General features: G+C 66.7%; 16 protein-coding genes. 4 read left to right on the top strand and 12 right to left on the bottom strand.

Going from position 1 to position 18,301, the window contains the following annotated elements; genetic code table 11:
• The first annotated feature begins 25 nt into the window (after positions 1 to 25).
• The gene (locus tag ACSFBM_RS09305; RefSeq protein ID WP_435484087.1) at positions 26 to 919 is read left to right on the top strand and encodes a LysR family transcriptional regulator; all 894 of its coding nucleotides are present in this window, start codon (positions 26 to 28) and stop codon (positions 917 to 919) included.
• Between the two features lie 298 nt (positions 920 to 1,217).
• Positions 1,218 to 1,694: an OmpA family protein gene (locus ACSFBM_RS09300; protein ID WP_435484086.1), complete on the top strand. Its 477-nt coding sequence runs from the start codon at positions 1,218 to 1,220 to the stop codon at positions 1,692 to 1,694.
• Positions 1,695 to 3,175: 1,481 nt separating this feature from the next.
• Here the strand turns inward: ACSFBM_RS09300 and ACSFBM_RS09295 are convergent.
• The 3 genes from ACSFBM_RS09295 to ACSFBM_RS09285 all read right to left on the bottom strand — a co-directional run bounded on the left by ACSFBM_RS09295 (position 3,176) and on the right by ACSFBM_RS09285 (position 4,709).
• Positions 3,176 to 3,748, bottom strand: a complete 573-nt coding sequence (locus ACSFBM_RS09295; RefSeq protein ID WP_435484085.1) for a hypothetical protein — start codon at positions 3,746 to 3,748, stop codon at positions 3,176 to 3,178.
• Between the two features lie 83 nt (positions 3,749 to 3,831).
• Positions 3,832 to 4,143, bottom strand: coding sequence for a hypothetical protein (locus ACSFBM_RS09290; RefSeq protein WP_435484084.1), 312 nt, complete (start codon positions 4,141 to 4,143; stop codon positions 3,832 to 3,834).
• Between the two features lie 287 nt (positions 4,144 to 4,430).
• Complete coding sequence (locus ACSFBM_RS09285) at positions 4,431 to 4,709, bottom strand: hypothetical protein (protein ID WP_435484083.1); 279 nt, start codon at positions 4,707 to 4,709, stop codon at positions 4,431 to 4,433.
• A 425-nt stretch (positions 4,710 to 5,134) separates the two neighbouring features.
• Between ACSFBM_RS09285 and ACSFBM_RS09280 the strand changes: the two genes are divergently transcribed.
• Positions 5,135 to 6,124 (top strand): OmpA family protein, encoded by a 990-nt coding sequence (locus ACSFBM_RS09280; protein WP_435484082.1) that lies wholly within the window; start codon positions 5,135 to 5,137, stop codon positions 6,122 to 6,124.
• Positions 6,125 to 6,157: 33 nt separating this feature from the next.
• Here the strand turns inward: ACSFBM_RS09280 and ACSFBM_RS09275 are convergent, their stop codons facing one another.
• The gene (locus ACSFBM_RS09275) at positions 6,158 to 6,652 is read right to left on the bottom strand and encodes an Lrp/AsnC family transcriptional regulator (RefSeq protein ID WP_435484081.1); all 495 of its coding nucleotides are present in this window, start codon (positions 6,650 to 6,652) and stop codon (positions 6,158 to 6,160) included.
• Positions 6,653 to 6,717: 65 nt separating this feature from the next.
• On the opposite strand from ACSFBM_RS09275, the gene ilvB reads away from it, so the two are divergent.
• Complete coding sequence (gene ilvB, locus ACSFBM_RS09270; protein ID WP_435484080.1) at positions 6,718 to 8,520, top strand: biosynthetic-type acetolactate synthase large subunit; 1,803 nt, start codon at positions 6,718 to 6,720, stop codon at positions 8,518 to 8,520.
• A 170-nt stretch (positions 8,521 to 8,690) separates the two neighbouring features.
• Here ilvB and ACSFBM_RS09265 read toward each other — a convergent pair whose 3' ends face one another.
• The 8 genes from ACSFBM_RS09265 to ACSFBM_RS09230 are packed head-to-tail and all read right to left on the bottom strand — an operon-like array spanning position 8,691 to position 18,294.
• Positions 8,691 to 10,436, bottom strand: coding sequence for a hypothetical protein (locus ACSFBM_RS09265; protein WP_435484079.1), 1,746 nt, complete (start codon positions 10,434 to 10,436; stop codon positions 8,691 to 8,693).
• A 23-nt stretch (positions 10,437 to 10,459) separates the two neighbouring features.
• Positions 10,460 to 11,110, bottom strand: coding sequence for an FMN-binding negative transcriptional regulator (locus ACSFBM_RS09260; protein WP_435484078.1), 651 nt, complete (start codon positions 11,108 to 11,110; stop codon positions 10,460 to 10,462).
• Positions 11,111 to 11,116: 6 nt separating this feature from the next.
• Positions 11,117 to 12,103 carry an alpha/beta hydrolase fold domain-containing protein gene (locus ACSFBM_RS09255; RefSeq protein ID WP_435484077.1) on the bottom strand — a complete coding sequence of 329 codons (987 nt, stop codon included), beginning with the start codon at positions 12,101 to 12,103 and terminating at the stop codon, positions 11,117 to 11,119.
• Positions 12,100 to 13,773 (bottom strand): ABC transporter ATP-binding protein, encoded by a 1,674-nt coding sequence (locus tag ACSFBM_RS09250; protein WP_435484076.1) that lies wholly within the window; start codon positions 13,771 to 13,773, stop codon positions 12,100 to 12,102. Before ACSFBM_RS09250 ends, ACSFBM_RS09255 begins: the two co-directional genes overlap by 4 nt.
• Positions 13,770 to 14,585: an ABC transporter permease gene (locus ACSFBM_RS09245; RefSeq protein ID WP_435484075.1), complete on the bottom strand. Its 816-nt coding sequence runs from the start codon at positions 14,583 to 14,585 to the stop codon at positions 13,770 to 13,772. The genes ACSFBM_RS09250 and ACSFBM_RS09245 overlap by 4 nt, the downstream gene beginning before the upstream one ends.
• Positions 14,582 to 15,526 carry an ABC transporter permease gene (locus tag ACSFBM_RS09240; protein ID WP_435484074.1) on the bottom strand — a complete coding sequence of 315 codons (945 nt, stop codon included), beginning with the start codon at positions 15,524 to 15,526 and terminating at the stop codon, positions 14,582 to 14,584. Before ACSFBM_RS09240 ends, ACSFBM_RS09245 begins: the two co-directional genes overlap by 4 nt.
• An 18-nt stretch (positions 15,527 to 15,544) precedes the next feature.
• Entirely contained in the window at positions 15,545 to 17,158 is a 1,614-nt protein-coding gene (locus tag ACSFBM_RS09235; RefSeq protein ID WP_435484073.1) for an ABC transporter substrate-binding protein, read from the bottom strand.
• 35 nt (positions 17,159 to 17,193) lie between these two features.
• The gene (locus ACSFBM_RS09230) at positions 17,194 to 18,294 is read right to left on the bottom strand and encodes a C45 family autoproteolytic acyltransferase/hydrolase (protein ID WP_435484072.1); all 1,101 of its coding nucleotides are present in this window, start codon (positions 18,292 to 18,294) and stop codon (positions 17,194 to 17,196) included.
• Between the last annotated feature and the right edge of the window lie 7 nt (positions 18,295 to 18,301).

The raw sequence follows: 18,301 nt of genomic DNA, 5'->3' as shown, positions 1-18,301 counted from the left end.
AATAGTTTGAATTCCAGGTATTGCCATGAACAATTTCAGCCGCCTCGACCTGAACCTGCTCGTCACGCTCGACACCCTGCTGGCCGAGCGCAACGTGACACGCGCCGCCGAGCGCCTGAACCTGTCGCAGCCTTCGGTGAGCGTGCAGCTTGCCAGGCTGCGCGAGGTGTTCGACGACCCGCTGCTGGTGCCCGCGCAACGCGGCATGCGACCCACGGCGCGCGCTGACGAGCTGCGGGAGCCGCTGCGCGAAGCGCTCGAATCGCTGGGCTGCGCGGTGGCGCCAACGAAGCCCTTCGACCCCGCCGAAGCCACCACCACCTGGCGCGTGGCCGCCGCCGACTATGCCGAGTCGGCCATCCTGCTGCCGGCACTGGCCGGGTTGCGCGCCGCGGCGCCCCGCACGCGGCTGGCCGTGGTGGAGGCCGTACCGTCACGCATGGCGCGGCAGCTGGAGCAAGGGGAGATCGACCTGTTCTTTCACACCAGCGTGGGCGCACCGCCCGGCCTGCACCGGCGGGTGTTGTTCCACGAGCGCTATGTGCTTGCAGGGCGGGCAGGGCACCCGCGCCTGAAGCGGCGCCCGACGCTCGCGCAGTTCTGCGCGCTGGAGCATGTGGTGGTGTCGCCCGGCGGCGGCGGTTTTGCCGGGCCGACCGACGATGCGCTGGCTGAACAAGGCCTGAGCCGTCGCGTGGCGCTGTCGGTGCCGCACTTTCTTTTCATGATGTCGGTGCTGGCGCAGACAGACATGGTGGCGATGCTGCCGGAGCGGCTGGCGCGCGGCGCGCCGGGACTCAGGGTGGTGGAGGCACCGCTGGAGGTGCCAGGGTACGAAATGGCGATGCTGTGGCATGAGCGACGGCATCGGGACTCGGGGCATCGGTGGCTGCGGGAGTGGATTGCGGGGAGTCTGTGAGGGCGGTGGAGGTGTTCCGGTGGAGCAAATCCTTGAGCGCTGCGCTTGCCGCCACCGTGGGCAAGGAGGCGATGTGAGGATCATGGAATTGGAGTCGGCTTCAGACTGGTTGCAGTCTTGAGGGTGCGTCGGGTGACTGTCTCATTCGGGCCCGAAGCGGCTGGTTGGGTTAGCTCAAAGCGGTCGCTCGGGAGCTTCAACGGCTCTTGCCCGACGTCGTCGTAAGAAACGATGGAAGACGCCAGTTTGCTGCCTATAAGATGGCCGCTCGACCGGCGATTTCGACTGGGAAAGGTATATGAAAAAGTCCAGCCATTCAGTCTGGTACATGAAGCTGCGCCGTGCATCGACCATGCTTTTACTTTCACTGCCCATAACTGGATGGTCGCTCTCTCCTGTTTATCTCGACCAAACCCTGTACTTTGGCAAGGATGAAGATGCTCTTAAGCGAGAGCACTTAGAGATCCTAAGGGCGGTTTCCTGCGCCACAACCGCCGATGGACGCCCAATTTTCCTTTACGGTCACGCCTCTAAGGCAGAGCGCACACCCAGGCAGCTCGCTCAGAGACGAGCTGAAGCAGTCAAAACCGCATTGATCCAGTTCGGCTCTGAGGATGCAAGGATTCACATCAAGTCATCCGGAGCTGACCTACCTGTTGCAGTTGAACCGGACGCAGATGGGAGGGCCAAAAACCGTCGCGTAGAAATCGCATCGCTTGGATCTTTCAACATAAACAGTTGCGACAAGGTAGTTCGAGACCGACCTCGCCCATAGCGAAAGACTCAAGCTGACTTGGTTCGGCGAGTTAGGCTGCTATTTGCACTTCCGCCAAGAGACCTCTCTTGGCCGACCGTAGCCGGTCGAGTTTCCGTCGCGAACGGGCCGTTTGCGGAGATCCGCCTCTCCCGAAAGGGGACGTGAGAAAGTACAGTGAAAAGCCGCTTCAGTCATGAGCGATGGCTCGCTCTTCGCGTCCACATCTGTTCAAGTCCTTGCGGTAGGGCGACCTGCCACATGTACGGCGGCGAGTGAAAAGTAGTCGGGTGCTCAGAACTTCTGGCACGTTGAGCCAGGTCTTCTCCCTTGAATCTCAATCAAAACGCAAGCTCCCGAATCTTTGCTGCACCCCGTTAAATCCGCCTCAGGAATGCGTGGAAGAACGCGGGCTGACGGAATCCCCGTCCTCTGCACTATGTCAGCAACATACTGAGCACGCCTCATGGCAAGGCGACGCGCGGGGTTGCGCGCACCCTCGAGACCTTCGACGGCAGAGCCCTCAGCAATCACATAGTCGAGACACGCAGATTTGGCTTGTGCCTCGCTCAATTTAGAAAGAAGTTTGGTGCGCTCTTCGGCTGGTAGCGAAGCAGCACCAATTGCAAATCGCACTTCTTCGGCCCAAACCATATGATCCGATGTGGAGTTTGCGATCAGTGGCCAGATCACAATCGCCCCGAAAAGGAGGCCCGCACGCAGGTTTGCTTTGGGTCGAATCAGAACTCGCATTGGAGCGCCCTAAAAATATGGAAGCTCGCCAGAGCATGTTTGGTGGAGCCCGCCAACGAATGGCTGGTAATGGCCGACTTTAGCCCGTCACGCCGCCGTCGTGAACGGGCCCATGGCGGCTTCTTGGATTTCGGCAAGGCGGACATTCGTCAACAGGTGCCAGCAAACGGTACTGCCGGCTTGCCACACACAAATTCGATTTCGACCCTTCGATGTACTTGACCGGCAGGGAGAACAGGAACGTCAGTCCGCCGTGCTAATACGCATATGTCGGAGCGAGCTGCCCCGTGGGCAACCAACAGAGCTGCTACGTAATCCGCGCGTTTCAAAGACAGCTGGCGCCTTTTGGCTTCTGTGCCCTCGCTCGGATCGGCGATGCCTTGAAGGACCCAGTACTGGGTCTTACACCATTCCTGCTTGTGTTCCAGCAAACGAGCCGGCCTCGTCATAAGGTCAAGAACCTTCTGACGTTGGTCTGCTGAAAGAGCCCACGCTTGCTCCTCGAACTTGGCGTCGCCAGCCCATTTGCCATGGAAAAGCATACGACTCGCGTCTGGAGGCGGCGGCGCCGGGTTCGGCTGGCTAAGCGACTGGTCAGACAACACCGCTAACAACAGAAAGAAACAAAGTCTATGTTTCACACGTCCATCCTATTGAAAAGCGCTCTGGGAATGCCCGGTATTGGCCGATAACCGAAATGGAAGGCAGCCTCACGGTGATCATATTTTTCACGGCAGAGGATACCGTCCTCAAGTTCCGAAAACACCCCACCAAAGGCCTCGCGTCGGGTCGGGCTTGGGTTCCAGTCGAGAGTAGCTACAAGGATCAGCCGAAAGGCGGACTTCGATCGGTGCGGCCTGACGAAAGGTCACGAATGCGTCACTCGCTTCCACCTGTTGCACGAACTCATTGAGTGAGGTATCAGACCAACTAACAAACGCCTGACCGACTCCATAGGCTTGGTGTCGATTCAAATATTGGATTCCCATCATGTCCAGCGTGTACTGCAAGCGAAGAGACAGTCGTACAGCGGGCCACCGGCCTGCCGACGCATCTTCTGGAAGGAGGCGAAAAAGACGATTGATCGCGACTTCAAATCGAACGCCCCTGTCTGCCGTCCCAAGATGCGCATCGAATGTGACCCCTTCGCCTTCCGGGGTCAGAACCGAATATTTATCAACCGACTCGCGGTGAAATTCCAGTAGCGCAGGCCATGCGTCGCATAACTTCATGGACTTGAGCAGCAGTCCTTGCTTCCGCAGGAATGCTCGGAAGTCCTTCTCTGACTGGAGTGGCGGAGCAGCTATCGACTCTGTTTTCATCGATTTTCGATTGTGTCGCTGATCAGCTTCCTACATATCTTGCCGCAGCAGCGAGTGACCGGTCCTGGCCGAATGCCGTTGCTTCAGTCGACCGCTGATTCTGACTTAGCTCGGCGTATCCATGGCGAGTTCGCATCCTCACGCGAAGCAGACCACCCGAGTGGCATGTCCGCCAGTTCAATCAGCGTGCGGTCGCGCTCTATCAACTGCACAAGCGCCACGATCATCGCTTGGGACATATCGGCGGCGTCGCTCGTGAGCATCTGCCAAGCGCCATCGTCATCGTCGTGGGAGACGTAGAGGATTGGCGCAGTCCCATTCATGATGGACCTCACGGTGAAGCAAGCGAGGTTCGGCGCGTCCTCGAAGGGCCATGTATCGTCACGATCGGGCATGTCTTATTTCAGTGAAATGGATGATGTGCAAGCGCACCGACTGTCTGCTTCTGAGCGAACTGGACCGCGCGGTCGAGCGGCAGCTTCTGGCCGAACCCGGAAATCTAGCCTCGGCCAACGACAGCACGCTCTCGTTGCAAAGCCATCGTTGACCGCGACGTATCCGAGCGGCAGATGCGCCGCTCGAGTTCAGCGATGCGAGGCACCGCACGCATCGCTGCTCTTGGCGACTTGGCCCATGCACCGACCCTGCCGCTCATGCCGCCGTCAGCCTGGGCCAGCCCTCATCAGCCCTCCGGCTCCCACTCGCCCGCGCACTGCTGAAACAACTCCCTCGCCTCGCGCACAAGATCCGTCGCGATCCAGAGCATGTTCTCCAGATGCGTCGGCCCGTCGCCGGCCGTCCATTCGATCCCCTCGCCGCGGCAGCACCACAGCAGCGATCTCAACTGCTCCAGCTTGTTTTCGAGGAGGTCCGCAGCGCTGGGGCCGCTGGTGCCCGCGGTGGTGGTGGTTGCTGCGGGAGATGCCGGCGTGCCACGCCGGGCCATAATTCGTTTAGCCATTTGTTGTGCCTTATTTCCAAGGTGATGCACTTCAGGTGGTCAGACGGTCGGGGTGCTGATACGCCCCGGCCGTCGCCTTCTTTCTTCTTTGCCTCGCATTCGCCCCGATGCGTGCCGCACCGAAGGCCCGCCGCGAAGCCAGCGGCTCATTCATCCGAAGTCTTGTGTGTGACGCCTTCCTCGCCCGCTAGGTGGGGCTTTGAGTGACAGGGGCATCCACTTTAAAGAGGCAAATCGCAGGCGGGGCAACTGAATGCGCTAGTAAGTCTCAGATCGCGCGATTCAATGGTTTCCCAATGTCGCCATGGAGCCCGCGCGCAGTTCAAGGCGCGAGCAACCGGTACGGCATAGACCATCCGTCGAATGCCCAACAGCCGATGGCCGCCCTAGCATCCGACACGTTGCCGCTCTCTCCGACGTCTCCGATGAAAAAGCTCGCCTTCTTCGCCGCCACAGCCTTGCTCTGCTGGGGTGCACTCGCGGCCGAGCCCGCCAAGGACCACCCCCTGGTCGGCCGGTATGAGGGCGCGGTGCTCGACGGCTACAAGGCCGCCGCCTACGACGAGGTCGGCCTCATCAAGGAGCCTTTCCAGAACTGGGCCGGTGGCAAGCCCGACCTGCTGCAGGTCGAAGGCAAGGTCACGCTCTACCTCTACAAGCTGCCCAAGGAGCGCTCGCTGCTCGAGGTACAGCGCAACTACGAGTCCAGCCTGAAGGCCAAGGGCTTCGAGGTGCTGTTCAGCTGCGGCACGGCCAACGCCTCCTGCTACAAGCCGCGCCCCAACAGCGTGGACACCAACACGCCCTACGACTTTGCGCTGGCCTTCGACAACCCCGAATGGCCGCGCCTGGGCAGCCGTGGCGACTACGCGCGCAACTACTTCGGTGTGAGCGGGCGCTACCTGCTCGCGAAGAAGGCGGGGCCCACCGGCACCGTGTACGCCAGCATCGCGCTGGCCGAGCACAACGCCGACGTCGGCAACCACGCCTTCGTGCGGGTGGTGGAAGCCAAGGCGATGGAAGACAACAAGATCGTGTTCGTCGACGCCACGGCCATGCAGAAGAGCCTGGCCGAGACGGGGCGCATCAATCTCTACGGCATCCTGTTCGACCTGGACAAGGACGTCATCAAGCCCGAGTCGCAACCCACGCTCGACGAGATGACCAAGCTGATGCGCGGCAACCCGCCGCTCAAGCTGTCGGTGGTGGGCCACACCGATGCGCAGGGCGAGGCGAAGCACAACGACGACCTGTCCAAGCGCCGTGCGCTGGCGGTGATTGCGGTGCTGGTGAAGGCGGGTGTGGACCCGCGCCGCTTCACCACGCGCGGTGCGGGTGCGTCGGAGCCTGTGGCGCCCAACGACAACGAGGCGGGGCGCGCGAAGAACCGGCGGGTGGAGCTGATCAGGCTCTGATTCCGCGGCCCGCGCGTTCGCACCACCTTCCCGTCAAATGATGGGCACGCTGGCCTCCTTCAGCACGCGCAGCACGAAGTGCGACTTGCTGTGCCGGATGCCGGGGATCTTGTAGAGCTTTTCGCGCAGCAGCCGTTCGTAGTCGCGCGTGTCGCGCACGGCGATGCGAATGTAGTAGTCGTAGTCGCCCGACACCAGGTAGGCCTCCTGGATCTCTGGAATGGTGGCCAGCGTGCGGCCGAAGTCGTACAGGGTTTCGTCGGTGTGGCTCTCCAGCGTGACCTGCACGATCACCGAGTCGTGGTAGCCGAGCTTGGCCGGGTCGATGTCCACCGTGTAGCGCTTGATGACCCCCGTGGCCTCGAGTTTCTTGATGCGCGTCCAGCAGCTGGTGGGCGACAGACCCACCTCGTTGCCGATGTCCTGCAGCGTCTTGCGCGAGTCGAGCAGCAGCACGCGCAGGATCGCCAGGTCGGTCTTGTCGAAAGATCCTTCGCCATCGACGGGGATTTGCCGATTGATTTTCATGAATCTCGTCCAAAGAGCCAAAAGAAAGATGCTTATTTTGCGCTCAAACCGGAAGAATTGACGGCATGCGACTGCTCGACCTACCCCTCACGCCCACCCTGTCCCTTCACGCCGAGGCGCCAGCCCGTATCCGCAACGGCGCCGAAGCATTGCTCGACACGCTGGTCGAGTGCGGCGTGGACACCATCTTCGGCTACCCCGGCGGTGCCGCGCTGCCGCTGTACGACGCGCTGCATGGCGAGCCGCGGCTGCGCCATGTGCTGGTGCGCCACGAGCAGGCGGCGGTGCACGCGGCCGAAGGCTATGCGCGCAGCAGCGGCCGCGTGGGCGTGGTGCTGGTCACCTCGGGGCCGGGCGTGGGCAACACCATCACCGGGCTGCTCGACGCCATGAGCGACTCGGTGCCGGTGCTGTGCATCAGCGGGCAGGTGGCCACCGCCGTCATCGGCACGCAGGCCTTCCAGGAGAGCGACGCGCTGGGCATGTCGCGTTCGGTGACCAAGTGGAACAAGCAGGTTCGCTTGGCCGACGACGTGCCCGCGCTGGTGCGCCGCGCGCTGGAGATCGCCACCACCGGCCGGCCGGGCCCGGTGCTGCTCGACGTGCCGAAGGACATCCAGCTCGACCGCTTGGGCCGCCAGTCCGAGGCCGCCCCGTCCCAGCCCTTGCGGCCCTTGCGCCCCTTGCGCACCCACCGCGCGCCGCTGCCGCCCAAGGCCATGATGCAGCGCGCCGCCGACCTGCTCTCGACCGCGCGCCGCCCGGTGATCTACGGCGGCGGCGGGCTGGTGAACTCGGGCCCGGCGGCGTGCGAGGCCTTTGCCAGGCTGGTGAACCTGCTGCATGCGCCGTGCACGCTCACGCTGATGGGGCTGGGCGCGTTCCCCGCGTCCGACCCTAAGTTCATCGGCATGCTGGGCATGCACGGCATGCTCGAAGCCAACCTGGCCATGCACGAGGCCGACCTGGTGGTGTGCGTCGGCGCGCGCTTCGACGACCGCGTGACCGGCAAGCTCGACGAGTTCTGCCCGCACGCCCGCAAGATCCATATCGACATCGACCCCGGCAGCATCAACAAGGTGGTGCAGGTCGACGTGCCGATGGTGGGCGACTGCGGCACTGTGCTCGACGGCCTGCTGGCGCTGCTGCCCGAGCATTTCGCGCCCGAGCGGCTCGCGCCGTGGTGGGCGCGCATCGAGCGCTGGCGCGCCGAAGACTGCCTGGCCTTCGCGCCGCGTGAAGACGCCATCCTTCCGCAGCAGCTGATGTCGACCCTGCAGCGCGCCATCGAGGCGGGCGGGCGCGACACGATCGTGTCGACCGACGTGGGCCAGCACCAGATGTGGGCCGCGCAGTACCTGCGCTTCGACAGCCCGCGGCATTGGCTCACCTCGGGCGGGGCGGGGACCATGGGCTACGGCCTGCCGGCCGCCATCGGCGCGCAGATCGGTCACCCGGAGGCGCTGGCGGTGTGCGTGAGCGGCGATGCGTCGGTGCTCATGAACATCCAGGAGCTGTCGACGGCCGTGCAGCACCGCGCGGCGGTGAAGCTGGTGCTGTGCAACAACGGCTACATGGGCATGGTGCGCCAGTGGCAGGAGCTGAACCACGGCAACCGCCTGAGCCACAGCTGGAACGAGGCGTTGCCCGATTTCGTGGCGCTGGCCAAGGCCTTCGGCTGGGGTGCGCGGCGGGTGAGCGACCCGGCCGAGCTGCAAGCCGCGCTGGACGAGTGCCTGGCGAGCGACGGTCCGTTCTTTCTCGACGTGCAGGTGGCGGCGCAGGAGAACTGCTTTCCGATGATGCCGTCGGGGCACGGGCACCACCGGGTGATGCTGGCGAAGGACCGGTGGTACGAGGAGGTCTGAGGTCTGTGTTTTTTTCCCTCTCCCGCTTGCGGGAGAGGGCTAGGGTGAGGGCTCTGTGCCGCCGATGAGGCGCGGCTCGTGCGTTGAAGCCGATGCCCTCACCCCCGCCCTCTCCCCAAGGGGAGAGGGAGCAATGCGGGACGGGGCTTCTTGCGGTGTTCCGCGGAAGATCAAGAGTGCCCGTCCACCCGCATCTGGAACAGGAAGTAGGGCGGAATGCACGCGCCGTTCCCCTCGGCCTGGCCCTCGGCCTGCGCGCAGATGTAGTCGTCGCGGCAGGCCTGTTGCGCCGAACAGCTGCGCAGGTTGCCGGGCCGCGTGTGCCTGGCCAGGCATTCGCCGAAGGGCTTCTTCGCGGCGAGGCAGCTGTTGAAGTCGCTGAGGATGGCGATTCCGCCGCAGGTGCCGTTCTTGTCGTTCGGGTCGCAGGGGCCGGAGCACATGCCGCCGGGGAAGCCGACCGACGTGGTCTCGCACACCGAGGCCGCGCCTTCGCAGGCGACGCGCGGCAGCTTCTGCGCGCGGTCCAGCCAGGGGTTGGCCGACTGTGTGATGCGCGTGGGCTCGCAGCGTGCGCCGACCGTGGCTTTCTCTGGCGCGGCGTTCGGCGCGCCAGGTTCGTCGGGCTCGGCGAGCGGACGGAACGGGTCGGGCCGAGGCATCGACAGCGAGGCCTTCACGTACGTGGCGCGGCGCGCCAGCTCGTCCTGCAGATGCGGCGAGTGCGGCACGGCGAGCGCATTGCCCGGCGTGAAGGTGCGCGATGCGCCGTGCCGGTCCACGCCCAGCAAATGAAAGCCCGCGACCGCGCGGCTCTGGTGGCAGCCCGCGCAGCTCAGGTCGTCGAGCCGGCGCAACACGGCCTGCGGCGACTTCAGCGTGCGGCTGCCTTCGACGGCCTGCCACTCGCCCGCTGAGAAGACCTGCGCGAAGGGTTGGTTGGCAAGCCGTTCGAGCCCGCGCGGCGCCACCGAGGTGGCTTCTGTCGCCAGGAACTTCTCGGGAATCTGCAGCGTGGCTTCGTCGAGCGCACGCAGGTTGGCCGGCTGCGCAATCCACTGCCGCAGTTCCTTGCGCAGCGCCGCATCGGCCTTCAGCTTCGCGACGTCGGGCGTGTTCTCCAGCGGCGCCACGTCGAAGCGCCTGGCAACCGCATTCCAGCGGAAGGCGCGCAGCATGTACTCGGCATGCCCGCCCAGGTCGGGCCGCACCGCCGAGGGCCAGCGCACGCTCTGCAGGTTGGTGGTGATCTGCGCGATGCGCGCCGGTGCCAGGCGCTGCGGCGCGAGCGGGCCGTCTGCCGACACGAGCCAGCGGCCCAGCGCCTCGTCGCTCATCGAAGCCGCAGGTGGCTGCCAGCGTTTCGCGGCGCTGGCGCAACTGCCGCTCGCATCGGGCGCGTCGCCGCGCAGCTCCACGTTGACGGTCATCGGCAGGCGAGACTGCATCGCGGCCGTGCGGTAGGCCAGCCGGTACACCAGCCGCGTCTCGCCGCATGCGCCGCTCTGGAAGGGCCGGCGGTCCATGCGGTTGGCCACGCCGACCAGTTCGAACCAGGCATCGGGGCTCGCTAGCCAGCGCGCGTCGAACAGGCGGTGGGGGTATTTCGAGATGCCGACGCCGGCCTGCCTGTCACGACGCTGGATGCCCGCGAGGCTCTGGCCGATCGGCTCGGCGATGGAGCGCCACGCGGGTGAGCGCATCAGCGCCTGGTTGGTCGCGATGCCGTCTGCGGAGGCTGGCGCATCAGCGGCCCAGTGAGAGAAACCGGCACCGGATTTTTCTGCGGCCTGCAGCGCGGTGGGCGAAGTGACGAGGAGCACCGGCTCCGCGGCGTGGATCGCCGGCGCGGCGAGGGAAAGCGTGAGGGCGAGGGCCGGCGCAAGGCCGGCGGGCAGGTGTTTGGAAAAAGGCACGCGGACGATTGTGCCGCGCTGCTTCACACCGCCCGGGTCTGTTCCATCTGCCGGCGCATCAGGCCGGCCACGGCCACGCCTTGCGCGTCGCCCAGCCGCTCCAGCGCCGCGATGACGCCCCGGCGGTCTTCTTCGGAGCGGTCCTGGTTGAGCTTGTACTTGCCCTCGAGCACGCGCACCGGAATCTCCACCGCCGCGATCATGTCCAGCCGCGGCGCCACGAAGTCGAAGGGCATCGCGTCGTAGTCCCATTCCCCACCCAGCGGTGTGTCGTACACCGCCACCGTGCGGCGCAGCACCGCATGCACGGCCAGGCGGTCCTCGACCACGCGGGGCGTGCCGCGTGCATGGATGGCGGTGTAGTTCCAGGTGGGGAAGGTGCTCTGCTTCACGTACCAGCTGGGGGTGACGAAGGCATGCGGGCCCTGGAAGATGGCCAGTGCCTCACCGCCCGCGCACAGGTCGGCGTACTGCGGGTTCTTCTTCGACAGGTGCGTGGTCAGCAGGCCGGGGCCACCGCCCGCCGTGTCGTCCTGCGCATCGAGCAGAAAGGGCAGGTGCGTGGCATTGACGCCTTGCGCGCCGACGGTGACCAGCGTGGCGAAGCTCCATGCGCGCATGCCGGCATGCAGTGTGGCGAGGTCGGCCTCGACGTAGGGCTTGGGTGTGTACATGCGCGCTCAGTCCTGGGTCAGCGTGCGCAGCCAGCGAACGGAATCGTCGAAGGCGCGGCCGGCCACGTCGGCGACGGACACGGCTTCCAGAAAGCCGTGGATGGTGCCGGGGTAGAGCGTGTCGGTCACCGCCACGCCGGCGGCGCGCAGGGCGCGTGCCATCAGCACGTTGTCGTCGTACAGCGGATCGCACTCGGTGACGACCATGCACGCGGGCGGCAGGCCGTCGAGCCGGGCCGTCAGGATGTGAAGCCGCGGGTCGCGGAAGTCGTCGGGCTTGCGCAGGTACAGGCCGTAGAACCACACCATCATGTGCAGCGACAGGCCGTACTCGCCCGCGCCGTAGCGCACCGCCGACTCGCGGTACAGCTCGGTGCTGTAGGCGCCGTAGTTCAGCAACATGCCCAGCGGCAGCGCATCGCCGCTGTCGCGCAGCACCAGGCAGGCGCCGACCGACAGGTTGGCGCCGGCCGAGTCGCCGCCGATGAAGAGCTGCGCGGGGTCGATGTCGAGCGTGCGCGCGTTCGCCTGCAGCCAGCGCATCACGTCCACGCATTCGTCGTGCGGCTGCGGAAACTGCGCCTCGGGTGCGCGCGTGTAGTCGATGCCGACGACCGCGATGCCCGCGCGGCCCGCGTACTCGCGCATCACGCGGTCGTGGGTGTCCAGGCTGAACAGCACGAAACCGCCGCCGTGGATGTAGACCAGCGCGCCCTGCAGCGTGCGGGCCTCGGGGTAGTGCACGCGGATGCGCACGTCGCCATGGCGGGTCGGCACATGGTGCTCGACGGTGCGCGCCATCTGCGGGCCGCCTTGCGTCCACGGCGCGCGCACCTTCTCGGCGTTGGCGCGGCCCTCGGCGATGGGAATGGTGTGGCGCTTCGGGTAGCGCCCGCCCTCGGCGGCCATGAGGCGCATGAACTCGACGATCTGCGGGTCGAGCGGCGGCGGCGCTGAAGGGTCGAGCCAGGAGTACGGCGAAGTAGACGTCACGCGAAGGCCTTCTCGGGAACGGGGGGGCCGGCGATGTTCAGGGCGGCAAGGGGGGCCAAGGTGGAAAGAGGCCGCGGCGTGGCCGCGAGCAGCGCCTGCGTGTAGGCATGGCGCGGGTCGTCGAACACCGCGTCGCGCGGGCCTTGTTCCACGATGCGCCCGCGCTCCATCACGATCACGCGGTCGGCGATCTGCTCGACGGCTGCAAGGTCGTGGCTGATGAAGAGGCAGGCGAAGCCGTGGTGCGCCTGCAGGCTCTGGAACAGGCGCAGCACCTGCGCCTGGATGGTCATGTCCAGCGCGGACACGGGCTCGTCGGCCACCACGAAGGCAGGCCGGCGCACCAGCGCACGCGCAATCGCCACGCGCTGGCGTTGCCCGCCCGACAGTTCGTGGGGGTAGCGCGCGCCCAGGCCGTCCAGACCCACTTCGTCCAGCGTTTCCTGCATGCGCCGCACACGTGCCGCCGCGTCGAGCGAGGGCAGGTGGCGCAGCGGCTCGGCCACGATGTCCTGCACGCGCATGCGCGGGTCCAGCGAGGAGAACGGGTCCTGAAACACCAGCTGGCAGGCCAGCCGGAAGCGGTGCAGCGCGGCGCGGTCGGCCGTGCGCACGTCCTCGCCGCGGAACAGGATCTGCCCGCTCTGCGACGGCGCGAGCCGCAATATGGCGCGGCCCAGCGTGGTCTTGCCCGAGCCGCTGCCGCCGACCAGCGCGACCATCTCGCCGGGGTGGATGTCGAGGTCGAGCGTGTCGATCACGCCTTGCGGCGCATCGCGCTTGAACAGGCCGGCGCGCGCGCCGGGGTAGCTCACGCACAGGCCGCGCACCTGCACCAGCGGCTGCTGTTGCACCGCGCTTTGCGCCTTGGCGGCCTGGCGGCGCGGCAGCGCATCGACCAGCTTGCGGGTGTAGGCCTGCTTCGGTTCGACGAGGATGGCGGGCACGTCGCCAGTCTCCACCAGCCGGCCCTTCTCCAGCACGATGGCGCGCTGCGCATAGCGGCCCACCAGCCCGAGGTTGTGCGTGATGAGCAGCACGGCCGTGCCGTTGTCGCGCGCCAGGCCCACCATCAGGTCGAGCACTTCGCGCTGGCTCAGCGTGTCGAGTGCGGTGGTCGGTTCGTCGGCGATCAGCAGGCGCGGCTTCAGCAGCATCACGCTGGCCAGCATGATGCGCTGGCGCATGCCGCCCGAGAATTCGTGCGGGTAGGCGTGCATGCAGCGCTCGGGGTCGGCAATCTGCACGCGGTGCAGCATGTCGAGAATGCGCGCGCGAATCTCCGCGGCCGAGAGCTTCGTGTGCATGCGCAGCCCCTCGGCCATCTGCTCGCCGATGCGGTGCACGGGGTTGAGCGAGACCATCGGCTCCTGGAACACCATGCCGATGCCGGGGCCCCGAATGGGGCGCATCGCTTTCACGTCACGTGTGCTCAGGTCTTCGCCGTCGAACACGATGCGCCCGCCGGTCTGCGCAATGCCCGGTGGCAGCAGTTGCAGGATGGCGCGCGCGGCCATGGTCTTGCCGCTGCCCGATTCGCCGACCACGGCAAGGAACTCGCCGGGCTTCACGTCGAAGGACAGGTCGTGCACCAGCGGCTGGGTGCCGTGGCGCAGCTCGATCTTCAGGTGCTCGACCGACAGCACGGGCGGGTTCGATGGAATGTTCATGCCTTCTCCGTGCGCGGGTCGAGCCGGTCGCGCAGCGATTCGCCCAACAGGTTGATGCCCAGCAGCGTGAGCGCGATGCACAGGCCCGGCACCACGCACAGCCACACGGCCGAGGCCATGTAGGGCCGGGCGCTCGCGAGCATGTTGCCCCAGGTGGGCGCGGGCGGCGGCACGCCCAGGCCGAGGAAGCTCAGCGCGCTTTCCGACAGCAGCACCCAGCCGAACATGCTGGTGGCCAGCACCGCGACGGGCGCCACGCAGTTGGGCAGGATGTGGCGCCACATGGTGTAGAGCTCGCTGTTGCCGATCATGCGCGAGGCCTCCACGTATTCGCGCTCGCGCAGCGACAGCACGGTGCCGCGCACCACGCGCACCACCGAGGGCGCATAGGCCATGCTCAGCGCCAGCACGATGCCCCACTTGTTGGCGCCCACGATCACCATCACGCCCAGCGCCAGCAGCAGGCCCGGGAATGCCAGCAGCGTGTCGTTGAAGGCCATGAGCACGCGGTCGGTCCAGCCGCGCACGAAGCCCGCGACCACGCCCACCACCAGCCCGATGGCGGTGGCCAGCGTCACCGTGAGCAATGCGACCAGGCAACTGGTGGCGGCCCCCTGCATGGCGCGGCTGGCCACGTCGCGGCCGAATTCGTCGGTGCCCAGCCAGTGCGCCATGGAAGGCGGCTGCAGCTTGGAACGCAGGTCGATGCCCAGCGGGTTGTAGGGCGTCCACACGGCCGCCAGCACGGCCAGGACCAGCAGCACCGCAATGAGCACGCCGCCGACGAGGGTATGGGTCTTGAGCTTCTTCACTGCACCGAGACCCGGGGGTCGAAGAGGGGATAGCACATGTCCACGATCAGGTTGATCACCACGTAGATGCAGGCGGTGAACAGCAGGCAGCCCTGCAGCACCGGGTAGTCGCGCGCGAAGATCGAATCGATCATCAGGCGGCCCAGGCCGGGCAGGGTGAACACCGTTTCCAGCACCGCGATGCCGCTGAGCAGGTGGCCCAGGATCAGGCCGATCATGGTGAGGGTGGGGTTGAAGGCGTTGGGCAGCACGTGGCGGCGCAGCACCTGCGACTCGGGCACGCCCTTGGCGCGCGCATGCGTCACGTATTCGAGCCGCAGGATCTCGATGGTGCTGGCGCGCGACATGCGCGTGAGCACACCGGTCTCCACCAGCAGCAGCGTGACGATCGGAAGAATCACGTAGAGCACGCCCTGCGAGAAGTTCTCCGACAGCGGCACGTAGCCCACCACCGGCAGCCAGCCCAGGTACTGGCCGAAGAACATCAGGAGCAGCAGGCCGAGCCAGAAGCTGGGCACCGACAGCATCAGCGTGGCCGCGCCGATGATGGCCAGGTCGGTCGGCCGGTCCTTGCGCCAGGCGGCGACGAGGCCGGCGGGCACGGCGATGAGCGAGGCGAGCGCCACCGCGACCAGCACGATGACGGCGCTCACGTGAAAGCGCTCCCAGATCAGCGGCAGCACCGCCAGTCCGTTGGTGGTCGACACACCCAGGTCGCCGGTGAGCGCATGGCGCAGCCACACGAAGTACTGCACGGGCAGGGGCTGGTCCAGCCCCATCTGGTGGCGCATGAGCGCGAGCTGCGAAGGGTCGGCGCCTTCGCCCAGCATGAGCAGCACCGGGTCGCCCGGAATCAGCCGCATCAGGGTGAAGACCGCGATGGAGACCAGCAGCAGCGTCGGGATCGTCATCGCGATCCGGCGCAGGAGGTAGGCGAGCATGAAGATGCGGTCCCTCGATCAACCGGCCGCTGCCAGCCGCACGTTCCAGAAGCGCGGCTTGGCCGGCGCCCAGCCCTTGAAGCCGACCACGTTCTTGCGCATGGCGGTGGCGTCGCTGGCGTTGAACAGCACGATCATCGGCACGTCCTGCAGCATCTGCTTGTGCATCTCGTCGAACAGCGCTTGGCGGCGCGCCTTGTCGCGCGACACCATCGATTCGGTCAGGCGCGTCTGCGCATACGGGCTGTCCCACACCTTGCGCGGCTGTGCGGCCTTGTCGCCGGACACCATCTCGTAGTTGAGCGAGGGGTCGATGCGCGCGGAGTAGATGAAAGCCATGCTCTGGTACTGGCCCTTGGTGTAGCGGTCGAGCTGGGTGGCCCAGTCGAGCACCTCGAGCTCGAGGTTGATGCCCGCCTCCGATGCCATGGCCTGCACCAGCACGGCGGCCGAGTACAGCGCCTCGTAGCGCTTGTTGGCGATCATGCGGATCGGCTGGCCGCGGTAGCCGGCTTCGGCGAGCAGCTTCTTCGCGGCCGCGAGGTCGCGCTTGAAGCCGCCGGCCTGCGCCGCGTCGTAGTAGGGGCTGGACGAAGGCACCACCGAGTTGTTGACGGCCGAGAGGCCTTCGGTCACGGTGCGCGCAATTTCGGGGGTGTCGAGCGACAGCGCCAGTGCGCGGCGCACGCGCACGTCCTTCAGCACCGGGTCGTTGGTCTGAAGCAGCAGCGCGACCATGGTCATGACCGGCGTGGTGTCGACCAGCACGTCGGTGCGCTTGCGCATCTCGATCACGTCCGACGGGCTGGGGCTGATGAAGGCGTCGATGCCGCCGCTGTAGAGCGCGGCCTTGGCGGCGGCCGAGTCGGGAATGACGACGAAGCGCAGGTTCTCGACTTCGGCCTTCTTGCCCCCCGTGAGCCCGTCGCGCGGCTCGGCGCGCGAGGTGTAGCCGTCGAAGCGCGTGAGCTCGACGTACTGGCCGCGCTTCCATTCCTTGAGCTTGTAGGGGCCGGTGCCCACGGGTTCCTTCCACGTGCCGTCGGGGCCGACCGAGCTGCGGTGCACGATGGCCGCGCTGCCGCAGTCGGGGCGGGCCATCATGGTGAGAAAGAGGGCGCTGGGGCGTTCGAGCTTGAAGACCACCGTCTTCGGGTTCGGCGCCTCCACGGCCAGCACCTTGGTCATGCCCTTGCCGTCGAACTCCGGCAGGCAGCGCCAGCCGCTGGTGGGCTTGAGGTAGCGCTGCCAGTTCCACACCACGTCGTCGGCCACGAGCGTGGCGCCGTTCTGGAACTTCACGCCGTCGCGCAGGGTGAAGGTGTAGGTCAGGCCGTCGGCGGAGGTGTCGATCTTGCTGGCCAGCATCGGGCCCACGGAGGTGTCTTCGCGCAGCGCGACCAGCCCTTCGCCCACGTGCAGCAGCACGTTGTCGGTGTTGTCGTCGCGGTTGCCGCCGGGGTCGGTGGTGCGGATGTCGGAGTTGATCTGGATGCGCAGCGTCTGGCCGGCGCCGGCGGCGGGTTGCGCCGATGCCGAGGCAGCGGCTGCAGCGGCGGCGCCCAGGCCCAGCGCCAGGGCCGCGGTGCGCCATGCAGAGGGTGGGCGAGAGGGGGGCACGGGTAGGTTCATGGCAACACTCCTGGCGTGGGCTGGGCGGAAACGGGTCAGAGGGAATATTCGGTGAAGCGGTGGGCCCTGAAGGGCGCCGGTGCGATGCGCATCTTTCGTGCCGCCGGGTCCATCACGATGGTCGCCACGGTGGCCGACGAGGCGCCGCCGGGGCCCGCGCTCGGGCTGCGGCACACGGCGCGCGGCGCGCCGAAGCGGTCCTGCAGCGCGTCGAGCACGTCCTGCTCGGTGAGGCCGCCGGCGCGTTGGCATTGCAGGTGCAGGGCTTCGGTCACGCGGCGGTCGCGGTACAGCGAGTCGGGCGTGGTCTCCAGGCTGCGGTCGACCACGCGTGCGAGCGCGGCCGGCGTCTTGAAGTGGTTGGCATGCACCAGGATGCCGGCCTCGGGCTGCTGCCAGAACACCTGCTCGGGGCAGGTCTCCAGGCTCACGGCTTCGCCTTCGGCGTGCGTGAGGATCATGTTGTTGGAGATGGAGCGCGCCGTGCGGCACACCACGCCCAGCGCGTTGGCGTACAGCTCCGACTGCAGGATGCCGCGGCGAATGAGCGCGAGCGGCACGCCCTGCTGCCTGCCGTCGCCGTCGGCCTTGATGAAGTTGCCGGTGACGGCGATGCCCGCGCTATTGAGGCCGGCGCGCGCCAGCGTACCCGCCTCGGCGAAGGTCAGCATCGACGGGCCCTTGGCCGGCTGGATGCGCAGCACCACGCCGAGCTCCAGGCTTTCGACGCGCCAGTCCCAGTTCTGCGCGTGGATGAGCTTGCCGTCGCGCGAGGCCGAAGGCATGACCACCACGCCGGTGCAGCCGTCGGGCGGCTCGGTGGCTTCGAGCTGCTGGAAGGCGTAGAGCATTTCGCTGCGCGCATTGAGCGCCACGATGTCTTCCGCCGGCACGCCCGCGCCTTCGGCCACGCCCTCGATTTCGCGCAGCATGCCGGCGTCGAAGGCCTCGATCATCGGCATGAAGCGGCGCGCCAGCGCGCGGGTGCGGTCCCAGCTCAGGCCCACGCGCTCGAAGGCGGCGCGGTAGGTGCGCAGGCTCAGGTCGATGCGATCACCGGCGGCGCGGCCGTACTGCCGGCCGCACTGGAGTGCGTCGCCTTCGATGTCGTAGAGGGGGAAGGATTCGATGTCCATGGATTGC

This window comes from Variovorax pasteuri (assembly GCF_051216435.1).
GTDB lineage: Bacteria > Pseudomonadota > Gammaproteobacteria > Burkholderiales > Burkholderiaceae_C > Variovorax.
Note: the sequence above shows the minus strand (reverse complement) of the source record. Positions and strands in the feature narration are given on the sequence as shown.